The organism is Streptomyces sp. NPDC058008 (assembly GCF_042886395.1).
Taxonomy (GTDB): domain Bacteria; phylum Actinomycetota; class Actinomycetes; order Streptomycetales; family Streptomycetaceae; genus Streptomyces.
Map to the genome: position 1 here is coordinate 35,332 of NZ_JBHVQX010000026.1, position 19,275 is coordinate 54,606.

At 70.7% G+C, this 19,275-nt stretch carries 16 protein-coding genes; 9 read left to right on the top strand and 7 right to left on the bottom strand.

All coding sequences use genetic code 11. The features are described 5' to 3' along the window. Position 1: 1 nt before the first annotated feature. From ACFVS9_RS24675 to ACFVS9_RS24705, 7 genes are all read right to left on the bottom strand, one after another. Positions 2-1,762 carry a hypothetical protein gene (locus ACFVS9_RS24675; protein WP_383117028.1) on the bottom strand — a complete coding sequence of 587 codons (1,761 nt, stop codon included), beginning with the start codon at positions 1,760-1,762 and terminating at the stop codon, positions 2-4. A gap of 1 nt (position 1,763) precedes the next feature. Continuing rightward, positions 1,764-3,983, bottom strand: a complete 2,220-nt coding sequence (locus ACFVS9_RS24680) for a hypothetical protein (RefSeq protein WP_389935494.1) — start codon at positions 3,981-3,983, stop codon at positions 1,764-1,766. Continuing rightward, positions 3,980-4,753 carry a hypothetical protein gene (locus tag ACFVS9_RS24685; protein ID WP_389935497.1) on the bottom strand — a complete coding sequence of 258 codons (774 nt, stop codon included), beginning with the start codon at positions 4,751-4,753 and terminating at the stop codon, positions 3,980-3,982. The genes ACFVS9_RS24680 and ACFVS9_RS24685 overlap by 4 nt, the downstream gene beginning before the upstream one ends. A 178-nt stretch (positions 4,754-4,931) precedes the next feature. Continuing rightward, positions 4,932-6,146, bottom strand: coding sequence for an acyl-CoA dehydrogenase family protein (locus tag ACFVS9_RS24690; protein ID WP_383114255.1), 1,215 nt, complete (start codon positions 6,144-6,146; stop codon positions 4,932-4,934). A gap of 4 nt (positions 6,147-6,150) precedes the next feature. Continuing rightward, positions 6,151-6,624, bottom strand: a complete 474-nt coding sequence (locus ACFVS9_RS24695; protein ID WP_383114256.1) for an SCP2 sterol-binding domain-containing protein — start codon at positions 6,622-6,624, stop codon at positions 6,151-6,153. A gap of 72 nt (positions 6,625-6,696) precedes the next feature. Further along, complete coding sequence (locus tag ACFVS9_RS24700; RefSeq protein ID WP_383114257.1) at positions 6,697-6,960, bottom strand: hypothetical protein; 264 nt, start codon at positions 6,958-6,960, stop codon at positions 6,697-6,699. Between the two features lie 199 nt (positions 6,961-7,159). Next, the gene (locus tag ACFVS9_RS24705; protein WP_383114258.1) at positions 7,160-8,374 is read right to left on the bottom strand and encodes a PucR family transcriptional regulator; all 1,215 of its coding nucleotides are present in this window, start codon (positions 8,372-8,374) and stop codon (positions 7,160-7,162) included. Between the two features lie 653 nt (positions 8,375-9,027). Between ACFVS9_RS24705 and ACFVS9_RS24710 the strand changes: the two genes are divergently transcribed. From ACFVS9_RS24710 to ACFVS9_RS24750, 9 genes are all read left to right on the top strand, one after another. Continuing rightward, on the top strand, positions 9,028-9,663 hold the full coding sequence (locus ACFVS9_RS24710) for a hypothetical protein (RefSeq protein ID WP_383114259.1): 636 nt from the start codon (positions 9,028-9,030) through the stop codon (positions 9,661-9,663). A 334-nt stretch (positions 9,664-9,997) separates the two neighbouring features. Next, entirely contained in the window at positions 9,998-11,497 is a 1,500-nt protein-coding gene (locus ACFVS9_RS24715; RefSeq protein ID WP_389935502.1) for a DUF6801 domain-containing protein, read from the top strand. Positions 11,498-11,570: 73 nt separating this feature from the next. Further along, positions 11,571-12,524 (top strand): hypothetical protein, encoded by a 954-nt coding sequence (locus ACFVS9_RS24720; RefSeq protein ID WP_383114261.1) that lies wholly within the window; start codon positions 11,571-11,573, stop codon positions 12,522-12,524. A 767-nt stretch (positions 12,525-13,291) separates the two neighbouring features. Next, positions 13,292-14,278, top strand: a complete 987-nt coding sequence (locus tag ACFVS9_RS24725) for an ABC transporter ATP-binding protein (RefSeq protein WP_383114262.1) — start codon at positions 13,292-13,294, stop codon at positions 14,276-14,278. Then, positions 14,275-15,123 carry an MlaE family ABC transporter permease gene (locus ACFVS9_RS24730; RefSeq protein WP_383114263.1) on the top strand — a complete coding sequence of 283 codons (849 nt, stop codon included), beginning with the start codon at positions 14,275-14,277 and terminating at the stop codon, positions 15,121-15,123. The genes ACFVS9_RS24725 and ACFVS9_RS24730 overlap by 4 nt, the downstream gene beginning before the upstream one ends. Before the next feature lie 3 nt (positions 15,124-15,126). Then, positions 15,127-15,930 (top strand): MlaE family ABC transporter permease, encoded by an 804-nt coding sequence (locus ACFVS9_RS24735; protein WP_383114264.1) that lies wholly within the window; start codon positions 15,127-15,129, stop codon positions 15,928-15,930. Further along, positions 15,930-17,234, top strand: a complete 1,305-nt coding sequence (locus tag ACFVS9_RS24740; protein ID WP_383114265.1) for an MCE family protein — start codon at positions 15,930-15,932, stop codon at positions 17,232-17,234. The genes ACFVS9_RS24735 and ACFVS9_RS24740 overlap by 1 nt, the downstream gene beginning before the upstream one ends. After that, a complete protein-coding gene (locus ACFVS9_RS24745; RefSeq protein ID WP_383114266.1) occupies positions 17,231-18,262 on the top strand; it encodes an MCE family protein in 1,032 nt (343 codons plus the stop codon). Before ACFVS9_RS24740 ends, ACFVS9_RS24745 begins: the two co-directional genes overlap by 4 nt. Continuing rightward, positions 18,259-19,275, top strand: coding sequence for an MCE family protein (locus tag ACFVS9_RS24750; RefSeq protein WP_389935508.1), 1,017 nt, complete (start codon positions 18,259-18,261; stop codon positions 19,273-19,275). The genes ACFVS9_RS24745 and ACFVS9_RS24750 overlap by 4 nt, the downstream gene beginning before the upstream one ends.

Consider the following 19,275-nt stretch of genomic DNA (forward strand, 5'->3'; position numbering starts at 1 on the left):
TCTACTCGGCGTCTTCTACGGGGCTCAGCCCCCGGGGGCGTTCCAGCAGCAGCTCCGAGGATCCGGAGGCCGCGCTGCGCCCCAGGTGGAGCACGGTGTCGCGCAGCAGCACGGAGAACCGCGCCACCGAGTCCGCGAGGCTCAGCCCCTCGTCGGCCGCGACGGCGAACTCGGCGCGGTCGGCGATCCGCGCGACCGTCGCGCGGCCGGCGGTGCCGATCCCGCAGGCGACGATCTGTGGCCGGTAGCGGTGTTCCATCAGCTCCTGGCGCGCGGCCTGCCAGGCGCCGTCGTCCTCGGGCTCGCCCACGGTGAGGAAGAAGACGGTGGGCCGGCTGACGTGCGCCACCTGCTGCTTGAGCCGCTCCGTCTCCAGCGGCACGAGCTCCAGCAGGCGGCGGAAGACGGGTGCGTAGAGGCGGCCGGTCCCGGCCGGGAGGTCGGGGACGCCGGTCCGCGCGGAGACCTCGGTGAGGGGCATCCGGACGTCGGCCGTGCGGGCGAAGGCCAGTACGCACAGCCGGACGGCCGAGGCCACGTCCGGGCTGTCGGCCAGCACCGTTCGCAGCGACTCCAGCGCCTCACGGAGTCCGGCGGCACAGCCGGCCGCGGCAGGCGAGGTGTCGAGCACGACGTAGACCTGGGCCAGCCGGCCGGCCGCGGCCGGCCGCCCGCCGGGCAGCGGACCCGGTGCCGGCGCCGCGCCGTCCTCCGGCAGGTGCGGACCGTCGGGACGGGTGCCGCCCCACGGCGGAGGGGACGCCGGGGAGGCGGGCGTGGGCGGCAACCGGTGCGGCGCGGGCGGCAGCTGGGGTGTGGGTGCTGCCGCCCCCGGCGGCAGCACCCCGCCGAAGACGTCGACCGACGGCCCCAGGACGCCGTCGCGCAGACCCGGCAGGTCCACCTCCCGCACGATCCCCTTGTCGATCATGAACTGGACCATCTCGACCTGGCGCGCCTCCTGGTCCACGGACCGGCGGTGCCGGCTCTCCTCCAGGCGCATCAGCAGTTCCATGGACTTCTCGGTGTCGTCCGGATGCTTCGCCAGGTGTTCGAGGATGAGGCCGCGGAAGTCCAGGCGTACGGAGGCCAGCGCGGCCCGCTCACGCCTGTCCCGTTCCAGCCGCGCCCCCTGCTCGATGGTCCTGACCGCCTCCTTGTGGTGGGTGTTCCCGATGACGGCCCGGTGCCGGAGGCCGCCCACCTCCGAGTCGCGGCCCGCCTTCTTGCGTACGCGGATGAACTCCTGTGCCGCCTGGTCGGGTTCGAGCTGGACGTCGCAGTAGTAGAGGGTCAGGCCCTCGGGCAGCTCCATCGGCGGCGTCAGCGCCCCGTTGATCCTGGTCTGCGCCTCGAACGCCTCCTCGATCGCGAACCGGGCCGCGTGCGGCCGCATCCTGCTGACGAGATACGGATAGACGGAGCTGAGCGCGTCGGGGAGGTTGCTCCGCACCACCGCCACCGGATCGTGCACCCGGAAGCCGACGTCGATGGTCGCCTCGAACCGGTGCGCCTGGTCCTGGCAGGTCAGCGGCGTCCTGGTGAGCCTGGCCGTCCGCCGGTGGTCACCCAGGTCCACCACGTAGCAGAGCTTGTACCTGTTCTGGAGCCGGCCGGCGGCGGTCAGGTGCCGGGCCGACTCGACCTCCCAGCCACCGGTCTTCAGCGCGTACACGACCGCGAAGTTCGGCGGAAGGCCGGGAACCGCGGCGAGCTGGGAACGCCGCACCGGCTGCCTGTTGAGAATCAGCTGGACCGACATGTCACACACTCTCCAGATCGAGCTGCGCGTGGACGACGGCAGCGGTCAGGGGCAGGGGAACCAACTCGTCCCGGTCGGTCCAGTCGTCCGCGCACCGGCGCAGGATCAGGCAGGACCTGGGGTCCCCGTACGCGATCGAGCCCACCATCAGCCGGAACAGGGGCCGCAGCGCCGGGTCCCGTTCGGCGACCGCCGCCCAGCCACGGAGGACCTGCTGGGCCTCCTGTCCGAAGAACGCCTGGTTGAGCGACTCACGCCACAGGGCGGTGAACGGGGTGCGCAGTTCCTCGTAGCGGTGCGCCAGGAAGAGGAGGGCCGGCCACTCGTCCACCGAGCCGCCGGTGTTCCACTTGTCCTTCTTCACCACCACCTGGGCCGCGACGATCAGGAAGGCGAGGAGTGCCGTCGGCCGCCTGTGGTGATCGGCGGACGCCTCGTGGAGGGCGGCGAGGGCCAGCACCATCGTCCGGATGTCCTGCACGACCAGATCGGTCAGGCTGCGGCCGATCGCCACGGCCACGGCCTGCCGGTCGACGACGGCGAGGCGGACGAGGGCGGCGACCGCGGGCCCGGGGTCCTCGCGCATGCCGTACACGCGGGCCGCCGTCGCCTGCGCGAAGGGCCGGCTCCGGTCCGCGAACCAGCCCCGCACCAGGATGTCCGACCGCTCCGCGATCCAGGGCTCGTTCGAGGCGACGCACAGCGCGTAGGCGACGGCGTCGCGGTACATCCAGTTGTCGCTGTCCGCCCAGGTGTGCAGGAGCTGGTCGCAGAGATAGGTGTACGACTCCGCGGCGATCACCCCGAGCGCGGCGGCCGCGTAGATCCGGACCTCCTCCGCCGGGTCCACGACCAGGCCGGCCAGCCAGGCGAGCAGTTCCTCCTGGATCTCGTACTGCGTCCAGGCGTGCTGGATGACCCGGCGGGGATAGGCGGGGTCCTTGTACTCCAGCGACCGGCCCGGCTCGCCGTCCGCCTTGCCGGTGTCCTGGGCGCGCAGCCTGATCAGCTGGGTGCGGCGCGCGGCGGCGAACGGGTCCTCCACGCGCGGCAGCCGGCCGTCCGGCCCGGCCATCAGGACGTGCGGACGGTCGTCCTCCAGCCGCTCGCGCAGATTCCGGGCCGCGGTGGCGGTGTACTCCTGCGGGAGGCCGTTGAGGACGGCGAGGGCCAGCGCGAGGCTCCGTACGGAGGGCTCCCGCAGGCCCTCCACCCAGATGTCGAAGTCCTCGTCGGCGTGGCGGGCGAGGCGCCTGCCGATGTTCTCCGGGTTCTGCCAGCCGGCGTCCCACTCCTCGATGATCGCGACCGCCAGGTCGGCCGCCTGCTTGCACGCGGGGTCCGCGTCCCGCAGCGCGGCCAGCGAACGCGCGACCTCCGAGTCGGTGAGCAGCCGGTCCCGGACCGTGTCGCCCAGACGCCAGCGCAGGTGCGAGGAGACGATGCCGCGCTGGCTGGGCGCCTCGGTGACGTCCACGACGGCCGTGAGGAGTTCGCTGTCCGCGACCGAGGTGCTGGAGACGGTCATCACCAGCCACGCGCCCGCCAGGGCGAGCGCGCCCTGGATCTTCTCGAAGGCCTCGCCGCGCAGGGCGCCGACGGCGGACGGCTGGTCGAGGAGGAAGGCCGCACCCTGCTCGACGGAGTCGGTGCCCCGCTCCAGGAGGTCGGCGAGGGAGCCGAAGTCGACGTCGCTGTCCAGGTGGTAGGTGGTGGTGGCCCCCATGCCCTGGAGCAGACGGACCGCCATGGCGGTCTTCCCGTAGCCGGGTGCGCCGCGCAGGATCAGCAGATGACGGCCCGCCAGCGCCTCGCGGGCGGCCGGCAGGCCGGGAGGCTCCTGGTAGGCGAACCGGATCCGCTCCGCCACGAGCGGGGAGAGGGTGCGCAGGCGCCGCCGGTCCCCGCCCAGCAGAAGGACGTACTTGTCACCGCCGACGACGTCGCCCTCGACGTTGGCGAAGGCGTTGCGCACCCGGTCGTGGCGCAGGGAACCCTGCCCCATCCGGCCGGTGGCGTCGAAGGACTCGGACCCCGGGCCCGACCGGGGGGACTCGCCCGGCGCGCCACCCGTGCCCCCGCCCTGTCCGGCGCCCGCGCCGTCCGGGGCCGGTGCCCCGCCACCCGGCGCCGCCGGCTGTGCCGGGCCGGGCGGGGCAGCGGTACCACCCGCCGCCCCGCCCGGCCCGCCCCCCGTACCGGCCGCCGTCGTGGTGGTCATGGCCGGACCGGGCCCGTCGTACGGACGTTGACGGTCTTGTCGCCCTGGAACACGTCCCCGTGCACGGTTCCGACGCTGATGCCCGCACCGCCCGCGGGCCGCCGGCCGGCGGCCGTCCCCTCCTGCGCGCCGGTGTCCGTCGCGCCCTGCCCTCCCTGCTCCGCCGACGCGGCGGGGAGGCCGGGGGGAGCCGGGGATCCGGGTACCGTCACCCAGCTCCCGACGAGCTCCCCGTGCTTGGTGCGGAACGGCATCGGCAGATACGCCGCCGGGTCCACGGAGCGGTGCCCGTGACGGACGACGGCCCGGTAGATCTCGTCCGACACGACGAAGACCATCCGCGACGCGGGCGCGGCGGCGAGCACCTCGCGCAACGGCCCGGCGTCCACCAGCCGGCAGGCGGTGTTGACCGCGTCCCCGGACCATCCCTCACCGTCCCGCGCGACGATCCCCTGGTGCAGGGCGACCCGGAACCGCATCGCGTGGGCGGGCGCGTACACGACGGCCTTCTGCCGCAGTTCCTCGTCGAGGGCGTGCACGAACGGCCCGGCCAGGACGATCGGTGAGACCGTCGCGGGGACGATCATCAGGACGCCGTCGCCACGGTCCTCGGTGACCACGTCGCCGGCCGGCAGTCCGGCCCGCAGGACCGCCTCGCGGAGCACCTCGTACATCCCGGCGCGCAGGGAGCGCTGGACCGGATCGGGACGGGAGCTGAAGTTCTCGATGTCCAGCACCACGACCCAGTGGTGTGCGGCTTCGGCGGACATGGCGGTCTCCCCACGGGTGCGAGACGGTGACGACTCGGTCGGTGGTCCCAGTTGTATGACATCGGCGAGCCCCCGGTCTACGCCAATTGACGCACAGTGGAAGGCTGAAGTCCCGTGATTTAAAAGGAGGTTGGGTCTCGCGCGGCGCCCCGTCCGGCCGGGGCGCCGCAGTCGGGCGTCAGCGGATGTGGCGTCCCGAGACGGCCCGGGCGATGACCAGCCGCTGGATCTCGCTCGTTCCCTCGAAGATGGTGTAGATCTTGGCGTCGCGGTACATCCGCTCCACCGGGTGCTCCCTGCTGTACCCGGCCCCGCCGAGGATCTGGACCGCCTTCTCCGTCGCGGAGACGGCCAGTTCACCGGCCCGCAGCTTGGACATGGAGCCCTGGCCGGCGTCGAAGGTCCGGTCGTTGCGGGCCATCCAGGCCGCCTGCCAGATCAGCAGCCGGACGGCCTCGATCTCCGTACGGATGTCGGCGAGGGCGAACGCGATCGACTGGTTCTCGATGATCGGCCTGCCGAACGCCTCGCGCTGCCCGGCGTACTCCAGCGCGTACTCGTAGGCGGCCCGCGCGATGCCGAGCGCCTGCGCACCCACCGTGGGGCGGCTGACCTCGAAGGTCGCCATGGCCGCCTGGCCCTTGGCGGTGCCGCCCTCGCGCGCACGCGCCAGCCTGGCGTCCAGCTTCTCCTTGCCGCCCAGCAGGCAGTGTCCCGGCACGCGTACGCCGTCGAGGAAGACGTCCGCGGTGTGCGACGCGCGCAGGCCGAGCTTCTTGATGGTGCGGCTCGCCTCCAGGCCCTTCGTGCCGGGCGGCACGATGAACGCGGCCTGCCCGCGGGCGCCGAGCGACCCGTCGACCGAGGCGACGACCACGTGCACCCCGGCGATCCCGCCGTTCGTGATCCACGCCTTCTGGCCGGAGAGCACCCACTCGTCGCGGGCCTCGTCGTACCGGGCCCTGGTGGTCATCGCGGAGACGTCGGAGCCGGCCTGGGGTTCGGAGACGCAGAAGGCGGCGACCTTCGGGTCGTCCTCGTCGCCGTAGCACTGCGGTACCCACTCGGCGAGCTGGTCGGGGGTGCCGGAGGCGAAGATTCCGGCGACCGCGAGGGAGGTGCCGAACAGGGCCATGCCGATGCCGGCGTCACCCCAGAAGAGCTCCTCGTTGGCGATCTGGAGGGAGAGCCCGCTCGGGTCGCCGTACATGTCGGCGAGCGACTCGAATCCGTACAGGCCGATCCTGGCCGCCTCCTGGATGACCGGCCACGGGGTCTCTTCCCGGGCGTCCCACTCGGCGGCCGCGGGGCGTACCACCTGGGCGGCGAAGCCGTGCACCCAGTCGCGCAGATCCTGCTGCTCCTCGGTGAGGGCGAGGGAGAAGTGGCTCATGGGCTCAGGCCTTCGGGATGTCGAAGTAGCGGGTCAGGCCGGAGGCCAGGCCGACGTCGCCGGCGATCCTCAGCTTGCGCATCATGAACATCGTCACGGGACTGCCGTTGCCCGAGACCAGCTTGAGGAAATCGGCGTCGCCCATCACCAGCGTCGTGCGGGGCTCGGCGTCGGAGCGGCCCGCGCTCACCGTGCAGGCGCCGTCGGCTATGGAGGTCTCGTAGACCTGCTCGCTCTCGCCGGTGATCTTCCAGCGGATCAGCGCCTTCAGCGGACCGGCCGCCTCCGGGCGGAACTGCTGCCGCATCCGGCCGAAGACCTCGCCCAGCACCCGGGTGCGCAGGTCGCCGTGCATGACCTCGCCGAGCTGCCGGGCGGTCAGGCCCTTCACGATCCGCGCGAACTCCTGGGGCGATACGGCGGTGAGGTCGAGCCCGGCCAGTTCGCCGGTGAGGTCGCCGCTGCTGTTGTCGGCCACGCCAAATCCTTACTCCAGAGTAAACTTACTTCTGGGTAAGGTAAGGCGGCCGCCGCCGCCGCGCAAGAAGCGTCACCAGGCCCCGTTCGGCAGCACCGCGAGACGGGGGTGGTGGGCGCACAGCACCTTGTTGGCCCGCGCCAGCTCGGACAGCGCCTGCTCGCGGTCGGCCTGGTCCTCGACGCCCAGCCTCGGCCCCCGGAACCTGCGCACCTCGCGGGCGGCGCAGTCGGCGTCGAACTCCGCCTGCAGGATGTGCGGCGGGGTGCAGGCCCCGATCAGGGCGGCGACCCGGTCGGGGATCGGTACGGGGACGAGGAGGTGCGAGGCGGTCATGGGGGGTTCCCTCTCGGATGGTTGGCCAGGAGGTGGTGCTCCGCGACGGCCGGTGGGCCGCCGCTCCTCCCTATGTAACGGGACGCAGTTCCGGGTTTCTCGTTGAGAACGTCTCCGTGGCGCAACCGTTTGGGACTGACCGTCTATTTCGCGTTACGTGGCAGTAAGTTGACTTTGTTTCAAGGAATATGATGCGAGATCAGCTGAGGGACTGGCCCCCGCGCGCGCGTAACCGCGTGGCACGCAGCACCGCTTCGGTGGAGAAACGGCTCTCCGGGTCGGTGAGCTGCTCACCGAAGATGGCCTCCAGGCTGCGCATGCGGTAGCGGACCGTCTGGGGGTGCACAGCCAGGAGTTCGCCCATCTGCGCGGCGGTGCCGCGGGTGTCGAGCCAGATCCGCAGCGTCTCGATCAGCCGCTCCCGCCGTGTGGTGCTGATGCCGGAGACGGGGGCGAGTTCACGCGCGGCGAGCTGGTCCAGCAGGGCGGGGTCGGAGAGCAGGAACAGCGTGACCAGGTGGTCCTCGCAGAGGATGACCGGCTGATGGTCGATCACCCCCGCGTCGACCAGCTCCAGGACACGGCGGGCCCAGCGGATCGAGTCGGCGGCGAGCGCGGTGGGCACGGTCAGCCCGATCGCCACGCCGCCGCCGGGGACGGTGCGCTCCAGCATCTCCCTGCGCGCCTCGTCCATCGGTCCGGGGACCAGCAGATGCGGCTGCGGGTCGCCGGGGTCGATCAGGACGTCGTGGTCCGCGCTGATCCGGTCGAGGCCGGCGGGAGCGCGTACGGCGACGAGCGTGACCTGCTCGGGCAGCGTCCAGCCGGTCTGCTCGCAGAGCTCGGCGATGGCGCTGCGGGGCACCGGTCTTCCCGTGAGGATCAGGTGCAGCAGCCGCCGGCGCACCGCCTCGCTCTGCTGGTCGGACTGGGCCTGCACCTCCAGATAGCCCTCGCGGGACAGCGACTCCAGCTCGTCCACGTACGCGAAGAGCGCGTCCGCGAAGCTGAGCATCAGCGCGGGGGAGAAGTTGTAGCTCCGGCCCACCTTCTTCGCCCGCCGGAGTGCGACCCGCGCGCCCAGTCGGTACGCGCCCTGCAACGCGTCCATGGTGCGCCCCTCGTACGCCTCGAACCTGCCGAACCGCCGGCACATGTCGTCGCGCAGGACCGTGGGGGAGGAGGGCTCGGCGACCAGGTCGACGAAGGAGGAGAGGCTCTGCTCCACACCCAGGCGGATGGACGTGCCGTTGGGGCCGTTCAGCAGCCGCGCGTACTCCGGATAGGCGCGGGTCACTTCCATGCCTATCTCTTTGATCAGGCTCGGCAGTTCGGGCCGCATGATCGCGGCGAACTCCTGGGGGAGGGGCCCCAGCGGGTCTCCGGTGTCCAGCGGCTGGATGAGTCTCGGCATGACCGTCCCCTTGCTAATCCCGGGCCCGGCGTGGAAGGAGCAGGTGGGGGGAGAGCGCTCCCACGGACCGACAGGTGTATACCAACATCGGCGCCGAAGATAGACCAAGTCGGGCGGGGTGCACACTGTCTGGACAAGATCGAAGTGCAAGGGGCACATACCGTGGCCCTGTTGTGGGGCTCCGGTGCAGGTGGGGCGGTAAATGCTCACTTCCGGACAATGTTTTCGGCCGTGAGCCGGGCCGGGAGTGGTCCGCGGCCGCGCCGCCGGCCGCCCGTGGGGACGGTACCCGCGCCCTTCGCCCGGACTCCCGGTCTCCGCCGTTCGCACCGCGGCGGGCGCGTACCGGGTCGGGTGATCCAGGCGCCACGCGACATTTCCCGGCGATTTTGCGCACCAAGTGACAAGTGCGCCGGGCGAATTAGTGACGTACTGACGAGGAAAAAAACTCGCCGAACCAATCTTGACCGACGGGATTGTGCTGAAAGTTTCCCACAAGTAACGTCACGCCCTGTCACAGAACGTGTGTGGCTGAAAGAGCAGCACGGCCCCCACGTAACACGATTCTTCGCGGCACTCCCTGCGCCTTTGCAGGAATGCGAGTGCCTTCCCCGCAACAGTGCGCCCGCACTGCCGAATCGGAGGAACTCACTGTGCGCAACTCCCTCGGAAAGATCGCCCTGGCGGCCGGTGCCGCCGCGGCCGCTGTCACCCTCGGGGCCACCACCGCCTCCGCAGGTGTCTCCGCCCCGACGTGGACGGTCGGCCCCAGCTCCCCCGAGACGTTCTCGGCCAGCTCCGGCACCGTCACCCTCGTCCTCAACGGCGTCCCGATGACGTGTACGTCCTCCGCGGCGTCGGGCAACCTGGCCTCCGCCTCCGGCACGACGAACGTGCAGGTCGGCACCATCGCTCCGCTGACCTGGAGCGGCTGCACCAGCCCGTTCGGCCCGGTGACCCCGACGGCCGACACCTCCACCGCGTGGAAGCTGAACGCGAACACCTACAGCGCCGGCGTCACCAGCGGGTACATCTCCGGGGTGAAGGCCACGCTGAAGGTCCTCACCTGCACCTTCACCGTGACCGGTGACGTCGCCGCCACCTACACCAACTCCACCGGGGTGCTGGCGGTCAGCAACAACGCCACCTACAAGCTGACCGTCGCCACCGTCACCTCGGGCTGCGCGGGTATCGCGGCTGTGGGCAACAACCCGACCTACACCGCCAACTACAACGCGGTCACGCCGAGCGGAGGCACCACCAAGCCGACCATCGTCTACACCCCCTGATCCGGCCGCACGCCGGTAAGGAGTGAGCCGGGACCGTACGGCGGGGCCGCCCGCCGTGCGGTCCCGCGCCCCGCGGGCGGCCCCGCGGGTACGTACGGCTCCCGGCCGGCCCCGATCGGCCGAGCCGTTCCCCCGGTGCGGCGGCCGGGGGGCCTCCGGCGCCGACCGGCCCCGGACACCGTCCGGCCGACGGTCGCCCACCGGCCGGGAGGGGTGCGGCCGGACCCGCCGTCGTGCAGACTCCGTGATCCGGTCGTGCGCCCGCCCCCCGGGAGCGGGAGCCGCCGTCACGCACGTCCGTCCGAAGGGGAACACCGACAGTGAGGGCAGCCGTATGACAGGAGCACGCAGGCGCACGGTGCGCGGTGCCGCGGTGGCCACCGCGGTGCTGCTGGGAGGGATGGTCCCCGGTGCACAGGCCGCAGCCGGTGTGCAGGAGATCGACCTGGAGCTGGCCTACACGTGCGAACTGCCGCAGGGTGAGCAGCCGGTGAAGGTCGGGATCAGCGCGAAACTGCCCGAATCCGCGCAGCCCGGACAGGTGATACAGCCCGAGGACGTCGTCCTGGAGGCCACCCTGCCGGAGGGAGCGATCCTCCTGCCGGACGGCTCCACGGCGGCGCGCGTCAGCGCGGAGCTGAGGCTCGGCGTCGACGTGTCCCAGCAGGGCCGGCACGCGCGGGCGGAGTGGATCGGCACGACGGCCGAGGCCGTGCCCGTCCCGGCGGAGGGCGGACTCTCGCTGACCACGTCGGGCTCCGTCCCGTACGTGAAGCCCGAAGGGTCCGGCGACCTGCTCTTCGACGCGGACGCCCTCTCGGTGGAGCTCGCCCTGGAGACCGCCCAGGGCACTCCCGCGGAACCACCGGCCATCTCCCTGGACTGCTCCGCGGACCCGGATCAGCCGACGCAGTTGGCGAAGACGGAGGTCGGGGACGGCGAGGGCGCCGGAGACGGCGCGTCCGCGTCGGCCCCACCCGCGTCCGGACCCGCCGAGAAGGAGACGGCGGACGACGAGGCGGTGCCCGAGGTCGGCGCCAGGGCGAAGAACCCCGCTGCCCCCGACGCCCCTCCGTGCGTCGGCGACGTCGAGGACGATCTCAACCTGAACGCCTACGTCACCGGCTACGCCAACGTGGCCAAGCTCGACGGGGCGACGAAGTTCCCCCTCGCCTGCACACAGGTCTCGCAGGGACCGACCCGCGTCGACCTCTCCGAGCCGGGGTTCACACACATCTACCAGGACTCGACCGCTGTGCTGGACTACCGGGGCAAACCCCAGCTGCCACCCACCTCGGGCACCTTCCTGACCTTCGGGTTCATGCCGACCACAGCGACCCTGGAGATGACGCAGATCCCCCCGGGGACGGACGCCGAGGGGACTCCGGACTACAACGTGAAGTCGCACCTGGTGGTCGACTGGTCCGACTTCACGAACACGGGCGTGACGACCATCGACCTCGATCTCATGCTCCGGCTCCGCGACGTCGAGGTGAACGGCGTTCCCCTCGACGTGGGTGACAACTGCCGTACCAGCAAGCCCTTCACCCTGTCCCTGGAAGGCAGGATGACGGCGAAGGACGGTGTCACGACGGGCTACACCCTGGCGACGGGTGGCGTCCTGACGGGGTCGGTGACCCTACCCCCGTTCAGCGGGTGCGGAGCCGGCGAGGACCTCGACAGCATCTTCACCGCCTCGTTGTCCGGTGCGCCCGGATACGTCAAACAGGTACAGGGCGCACCCTGCGCCGCCCAGCAGCACGTGCCGGGTTCCGAAGGCGCGGTCTGCACGGACGAGTACGAGCCGGTCGACGTGCCCGTGGCGGTCCGCTGACCGCGCAGCACCCGCCGGTGCCCCTCGCACGACCACAGCACCTCACCCGAGCCGTTGACGAATTGAGGGAACAATGAGACCTGCTTCGAAGACCTGGATCAAGGCCGGCGGCGCCGTCGCGGCATCCGCGGCACTGGTCATGCCACTGACCGCCACCCCGGCCGGCGCGGCCGCGGCGGCCACCCAGCTGAACGGTTCCTGGGCCCCCTTCGACCGCTGTCCGGTGGACGCCCCGGCCATGCTCGCGACGGACGGCGACACGGACGTCGCGCTGTGCGTGACGTCCACCTCGCCCAACGGGACGATCAAGCTGGGCAACACCACGGCGACGACGGGGTCCACCAACCTGCAGTTCGGCGTCATCCAGCACCCCGCCGAAGGGACCTACACGGTCGTCCCGCCCGCGGCCGGATCCATCGTCAGCGGGAAGACCACCATCCCCGGCGGGCTGCTCGGCATCATGTGCCCCAGCAACGTCCCCGTCGTCTCGGCCGTCTGCGGCCAGATCACCGACGCCACCCTCAACAAGGTGACCGCCACCGTGGAATCGGCCGGCACGCCGACCGATTTCAGCCTGGTCGCCGGCATATCCTCCGGGCCGATCGTCAAGCTGCCCGTCAAGATCCGCCTGGAGAACCCGCTGCTCGGCTCCAACTGCTACATCGGAAGCAGCAGCAACCCGGTGCTGCTGCGCCCCGGGAACCTCAGCGCTCCCACCTTCTCCGCCTCCCGGTTCAACGGTGACGGTTCGGCGAACCCGGACGAGGGGTCGATGATCCAGATCGCCCTGTCCGGCGCCGCCCAGGGCGACAGCCAGTTCTCGGTGCCGAAGGCCAGCGGCTGCGGTCTCGGCGGCATCCTCAGCTGGGCGATCGACCTCAAGGTGGGCCTGCCCGCAGCAGCCGGCTCGAACAACCTCGTCCTGAACGACGCCAAGACCTACACCGCCGGTCTCACGGCCCCGGGCCTGTCGGTGCCCAACGCGGGCAAGGAGCTCGCCAGGAGCTGGCACTCCGCGGTGAAGTAGCCGCCGAAGCGCGCCGCGCCCCCCGTGGGGAGACCCGCGGGGAAGCGTGCCCGGCCGGTCCCGGCGGACCGGCCGGGACCGGCACCACAGCCCGTTTCTTGTCACTTGATGCGCCCGGCCCCCGGCCGGCCATGAGCCCGTCCCGACCGGATGAACCCTGGTCGGGGCGGGCTTCGGCGTGTCCGGGGCACGTCCCGGGCCCGGAGATCCGGTCCCCGGACCCTCACTTTCCGATAGGTTTCGCGCCGCGATTACTCACCCGAGTACAAGAAACAGGGGCCCTGCAATTACCTCGGAGAAAGTTCGGGAAGTGCTATTGCGGACTCAGGTTACCGGCCCGTAGCGTCCCGCTTGAGCAGCTCGGAAACACCTCCGTACCTGCTCGTCCTCCGTACGCGGAGCCCTGGTCGAACCCCTTCGGTCCGGGATTCGCACGGGAGTTCCAGCGCCCCGAACCTCCCACCGGGGCACGGTCCTCCCGAACGCCGGGGGCGCGTGGCTCCGGTGCCCCGGACCGCGGGACCCCGGTGCACCCGGAGAGCTTGCGCAGATTGCGACAAAGCCGCAGGGCGGGTTTGTCATCCGGTGACAAGTGATCCACGCCGAGATCCAATGTCCGCGATTCCCGCTGTTCAACGGCTTGTCCTGGCGGATTCGACGGACATACCGTGCGCCTCCTGGTGCACGTGTGACGAGCCGTCCTTGTACTGACCGGAGCCGGAGCGCAGACAGATGACGTCGTTCACCACCACTTCGAGGGAGGGCCGATGGGAATCGAAGTAGTCGTCGAAGGCCTGACGAAATCCTTCGGCAAACAGAACATCTGGCAGGACGTCAGTCTCACGCTGCCGGCCGGTGAGGTGAGCGTGATGCTCGGTCCCTCCGGCACCGGGAAGACCGTCTTCCTGAAATCCATCATCGGACTGCTGAAGCCCGAAAAGGGACGCGTCCTCATCAACGGCGTCGACATGGTGAACAGCCCCGAGCGGGACATCATGGAGACCAGGAAACTCTTCGGCCTCATGTTCCAGGACGGCGCCCTCTTCGGCTCGATGTCGCTCTTCGACAACATCGCCTTCCCCCTGCGCGAGCACACGGGCAAGAAGGAGTCCGAGATCCGGCGCATCGTCATGGAGCGGATCGACATCGTCGGCCTGCTGGGCGCCGAGGGAAAGCTGCCGGGCGAGATATCCGGCGGCATGCGCAAGCGGGCCGGCCTCGCCCGCGCCCTGGTCCTGGACCCGCAGATCATCCTCTGCGACGAGCCGGACTCCGGACTCGACCCGGTGCGCACCGCCTACCTCTCGCAGCTCCTCATCGACCTCAACGCCCAGATCGACGCGACGATGCTCATCGTCACCCACAACCTCGACATCGCGGCGACCGTGCCCGACAACATGGGCATGCTCTTCTGCCGCAACCTCGTCACCTTCGGGCCGCGCGAGGTGCTGCTGACCAGCGACGTACCGGTCGTCTCCCAGTTCCTCGCCGGACGCCGCGAGGGCCCGATCGGCATGTCGGAGGAGAAGGACGCGGCCACCCTCGCCGCCGAGCAGACGAACGGCGGCGGCTACGGCCCCTCGGCCCCGCGCACCGTCGTACCCCAGCTGGAGCCCTCACCCGGGATGCCCGTACGGCAGGCGGCCCTGCGCCGCCGCGAGCGGGTCATCTCCATGATGGGCCAGCTGCCGGAGGCCGCCCGCACGGCCATCATGAACAGCTACACCCCGACCTTGGACGGTGGACGCCGATGACGGCACCGCCGCCCGTACGTCCGCCCGGGCCGGCCGCCGGGGAAGCCGGCGGGAAGACCCCGCCGCCGAGGCAGCCCTCGCGGCTCCTCGCCCCGCTGCGCCAGACCGGCCAGCTGTTCGCGCTCGCCCTGGCGGTCTCCCGGGCGGTCTTCCGACGGCCCTTCCAGGTACGGGAGTTCATCGAGCAGTTCTGGTTCGTCGCCAGCGTCACGATCCTGCCGGCCGCACTCGTCTCCATCCCGTTCGGCGCGGTCATCGCCCTCCAGGTCGGCTCCCTCACCGAACAGCTCGGCGCCCAGTCCTTCACCGGCGGCGCCAGCGTCCTCGCCGTCATCCAGCAGGCCAGCCCGCTCATCGTCGCGCTCCTGATCGCCGGGGCGGCCGGCTCCGCCATCTGCGCCGACCTCGGCTCGCGGAAGATCCGCGAGGAGCTCGACGCCATGGAGGTCATGGGCGTCTCACCCGTCCAGCGACTCGTCGTGCCCCGGGTGCTGGCCACCATGTCCGTCGCCGTCCTGCTCAACGGGCTGGTCTCCGTCGTCGGCACACTCGGCGGCTACTTCTTCAACGTGATCATGCAGGGCGGGACCCCCGGCGCCTACCTCGCCAGCTTCTCCGCCCTGGCCCAGCTCCCCGACCTCTACATCGGTGAACTCAAGGCGCTGATCTTCGGCTTCATCGCGGGCATCGTCGCCGCCTACCGGGGACTGAACCCGCGGGGCGGTCCGAAGGGCGTCGGCGACGCGGTCAACCAGTCCGTCGTCATCACCTTCATGCTGCTGTTCGCCGTCAACATGTTCCTCACGGCGATCTATCTGCAGATCGTCCCCCCGAAGGGGGGCTGAGCGATGTCGATGCTCGGCTGGCTCGACCGCTCCGGCGAGCAACTCACCTTCTACGTACGGGCGCTCATCTGGATCCCCCGGACGCTGCACCGCTACCTCAGGGAGGTCCAGCGGCTGCTCGCCGAGGTCGCCTTCGGCAGCGGCGGTCTCGGGGTCATCGGCGGGACCATCGGCGTGATGATCGCGATGACCCTCGCCACGGGCTCCGTCGTCGGCCTCCAGGGGTACGCCGCCCTCGACCAGATCGGCACGTCCGCCTTCACCGGCTTCATCTCCGCGTACTTCAACACCCGAGAGATCGCCCCGCTCGTCGCCGGGCTCGCCCTCTCCGCGACCGTCGGCGCCGGCTTCACCGCCCAGCTCGGCGCGATGCGGATCAACGAGGAGGTCGACGCGCTCGAAGCGATGGGCGTGCGCTCCATGCCCTACCTCGTCACCACGCGGATCATCGCCGGCGTCGTCGCCATCATCCCGCTGTACGCGATCGGGCTGCTGTCCTCCTACCTCGCCTCCCGCTACATCACCGTCCTGTTCAACGGGCAGTCGGCGGGAACCTACGACCACTACTTCAACCTCTTCCTCTCCCCGGACGACGTGGTCCTGTCGGTTCTGAAGGTCCTCATCTTCAGCGTGCTGGTGATCCTCGCCCACTGCTACTACGGCTTCCACGCCACCGGCGGCCCGGCCGGTGTCGGCGTGGCCGTGGGCCGTTCGGTGCGCAACGCCATCGTGCTCATCAGCGTCACCGACTTCTTCCTCTCGCTCGCCATCTGGGGTGCGACGACAACGGTGAAGGTGGCCGGCTGATGTCCTCCTCCACGGCGCAGACGGTGCGCCGCAGACTCGCCGGTGTGGCCTTCGTGCTCGTGCCCGCCGTCCTCGTGTGGGTGTCGGTCTCGGTGTACGAGAAGGACTTCACCGACGACGCCACCGTGACCGTGCGCACCGGGAGCGTGGGCAACGAGATGCACGACAACGCGGAGGTCAAGCTGCGCGGCGTCGTGATCGGCGAGGTGCGCCACATCGCGGCCGACGGCGACGGGGCACGGCTCACCCTCGCCATCCGGCCGGACCGGCTCCGGCGGATACCCGCCGACGTGACCGCCCAGATGCTGCCCACCACCCTCTTCGGGGAACGCTTCGTCGCCCTCGTACCGCCCGCCGTCCCCTCGGCCGAGACCCTCCGGGCCGGGGCGGTGATCCCGCAGGACCGCTCCAGCAACGCCATCGAGCTGGAGGAGGTCCTGGACAACGTCCTGCCGATGCTGACCGCGGTGAAGCCGGAGAAGCTCGCCGCCACCCTCAACGCCGTCTCCCAGGCACTCCGGGGACGCGGCGACAAGCTGGGCGACACCCTGGTCACCCTCGACGCGCACCTGAAGGAGTTCAACCCCCAGCTCCCCACGCTCAACAGGGACATCAAGGAGCTCGTCAAGGTCAGCCACCTCTACGCGGACGCCGCCCCCGACGTCCTGGACGCGCTCACCGACTTCACCACCACCAGCGGCACGATCGCCGAGAAACAGGCGGAGCTCGCGGACCTGTACGGGTCCACCACCGCCTCCGCCAACGACGTCACCGCCTTCCTGCGGAAGAACAAGGACAACCTCATCCACCTCTCCGCCTCCGGCCGGCCGACCCTGGAACTCCTCGCCGAGTACTCCGACGCCTTCCCCTGCACCCTGCGCACCATGGCCGGATTCGTCCCCGACATGGACAAGGCGCTGGGCAAGGGCACCGACAGGCCCGGACTCCACGTCACCGTCAAGGCCGTGGAGTCCAAGGGCGCGTACGTGGCCGGCAAGGACACCCCGGTCTACGGTGCGACCGGCGGCCCGCACTGCTACTCCGTGCCGTACACCGGCAGGACGGTCCCGACCGCCGACGCCCGCGAGGCCCCGGCCACCGCACACGGTGCCGGCGGCGCGGACGGGGCCCGGGAACCCGCCCCCGCCGACGGCGCGCTCGGCCTGCCGAACTCCCCCGAGGAGAGCCGGCTCGTCAACGAACTCGTCGCCCCCTCCCTCGACGTCCAGCCGCGGTCCCTGCCCGACTGGAGCAGCGTGCTCATCGGTCCGGCCTTCCGCGGCGCGGAGGTGAAGCTCAAGTGAAGCGCCGCTCGCTCGCGGGACCGCTCGCGAAATCCGTCGTCTTCGTCGTGGTGACCGTCCTGGCCACCACGGTCCTGGGCCTGTCCATCGCCAACACGGGCGTCGGCGACACCGCGTCGTACAAGGCGAGGTTCAGCGACGCCACCGGCCTCGTCGTCGGTGACAGCGTCAGGATCGCCGGCGTCAAGATCGGGCAGGTCGAATCCATCCGGGTCGCCGACAGACGGGAGGCCGAGGTCGGCTTCGCCGTACGCAAGGACCGCGACCTGCCCGCCTCGGTGACCGCGTCGATCAAGTACCTCAACATGGTCGGCCAGCGCTACATCGACCTCGACCAGGGCGCCGGGCCCGTGGGGGAGACCTTCAGGTCCGGGGCGACGATCCCGCTCTCGCGCACCACGCCCGCGCTCGACCTCACCCAGCTCTTCAACGGCTTCCAGCCCCTCTTCGAAGGGCTGTCCCCGCCGGACGTCAACCAGCTGGCCGGCTCGATCGTGCAGGTCCTCCAGGGGGAGGGCGGCACGGTCGACAGCATCCTCTCCCACGTCGGATCGCTGACCGGCACCGTCGCGGCCAAGGACAAGGTGATCGGCGAGGTGATCAAGAACCTCGACACGGTCCTCAAGACCGTCAACGACCGCGAGGCCGGATTCGACGACCTCGTCGTCACCCTGGAGAAGCTCGTCAAGGGCTTCTCCGGCGACCGCAAGCCGCTCGGTGAGGCGGTCACCGCGATGGGGGCGCTCACCACCGTCACCGCGGACCTCCTCCAGGACGGCCGGGCGCCCCTGAAGAAGGACATCGCCCAGCTGGGGCGGCTCACCGGACAGCTCGACGAGAACGCTCCGAAGATCGAGAGCTTCCTGGAGAAGACGCCCGCCAAGATGGAGGCGATCACCCGCCTCACCTCCTACGGGTCGTGGCTCAACCTCTACCTCTGCGAGGCGAAGGTCTCCGGAGTGACGACCGAGGACGGCAGCGCCCCGCCCACCGGCATCACCATCGGCGGACCGAGGTGCTCCGGATGAGGATCAAGCCCGTACGGGAACGCAACCCCGTCGCCCTCGGCGTCATCGGACTCGTCGTCCTGGCCCTCGTCACCCTCGCCGCCTACCGCGCCGACGCGCTGCCCTTCATCGGTGGCGGCACCGTCTACAGCGCCGACTTCACCGAGTCCGCCGGGCTCGACGCCGGTGACGAGGTCCGGATCGCCGGAGTGAAGGTCGGCGAGGTCACCGGCGTCGCCCTCGACGGCGCCCGGGTGAAGGTCGACTTCAAGGTGAAGGACGCCTGGATCGGCAACTCCTCGACCGTCGGCATCGCCATCAAGACCCTCCTGGGCGACAAGTACCTCGCCGTCGACCCGCTCGGCGACGCCCCGCAGGACCCGCACTCCCGCATCGCCGCGAGCCGCACCACCTCCCCGTACGACGTCACCCAGGCGTTCGACGGGCTCGGCGAGACCATCGAGGAGATCGACACGGCCCAGCTCGCCCAGAGCTTCAAGACCATCTCCGAGACCTTCAAGGACTCACCGCCCGACGTACGCAGCGCCGCCGAAGGGCTCTCCGCGCTGTCGAGGACCGTCTCCGAGCGCGACGCGCAGCTCGCCACCCTCCTCAAGGGAAGCAAGCAGCTCACCAGGACGCTCGCCACGAAGAAGAGCAGCTTCGAGACCCTGCTGGAGGACGGCAACCTGCTCCTCGGCGAGATCCAGGCCCGCCGTGACTCCATCCACCTGCTGCTCACCGGCACCCGCGACCTCGGCACCCAGCTCACCGGGCTCGTCACCGACAACGACAAGCAGTTGAAGCCCACCCTCGACTCGCTGGGACGGGTCACCACCGTCCTGGTGAAGAACCGCAAGAGCCTCGACAAGGTGCTCTCCATGGCCGGGACCTACAACCGGCTCGTCGGCAACACCCTCGGCAACGGCCGCTGGTTCGACAACTACGTCTGCGGAGTCGTCCCGAAGAGCTACCTGCCCAAGGACACGCCCCCGGCGAACGACTGCATGCCGCCGAAGCAGGGGGGCCGCTGA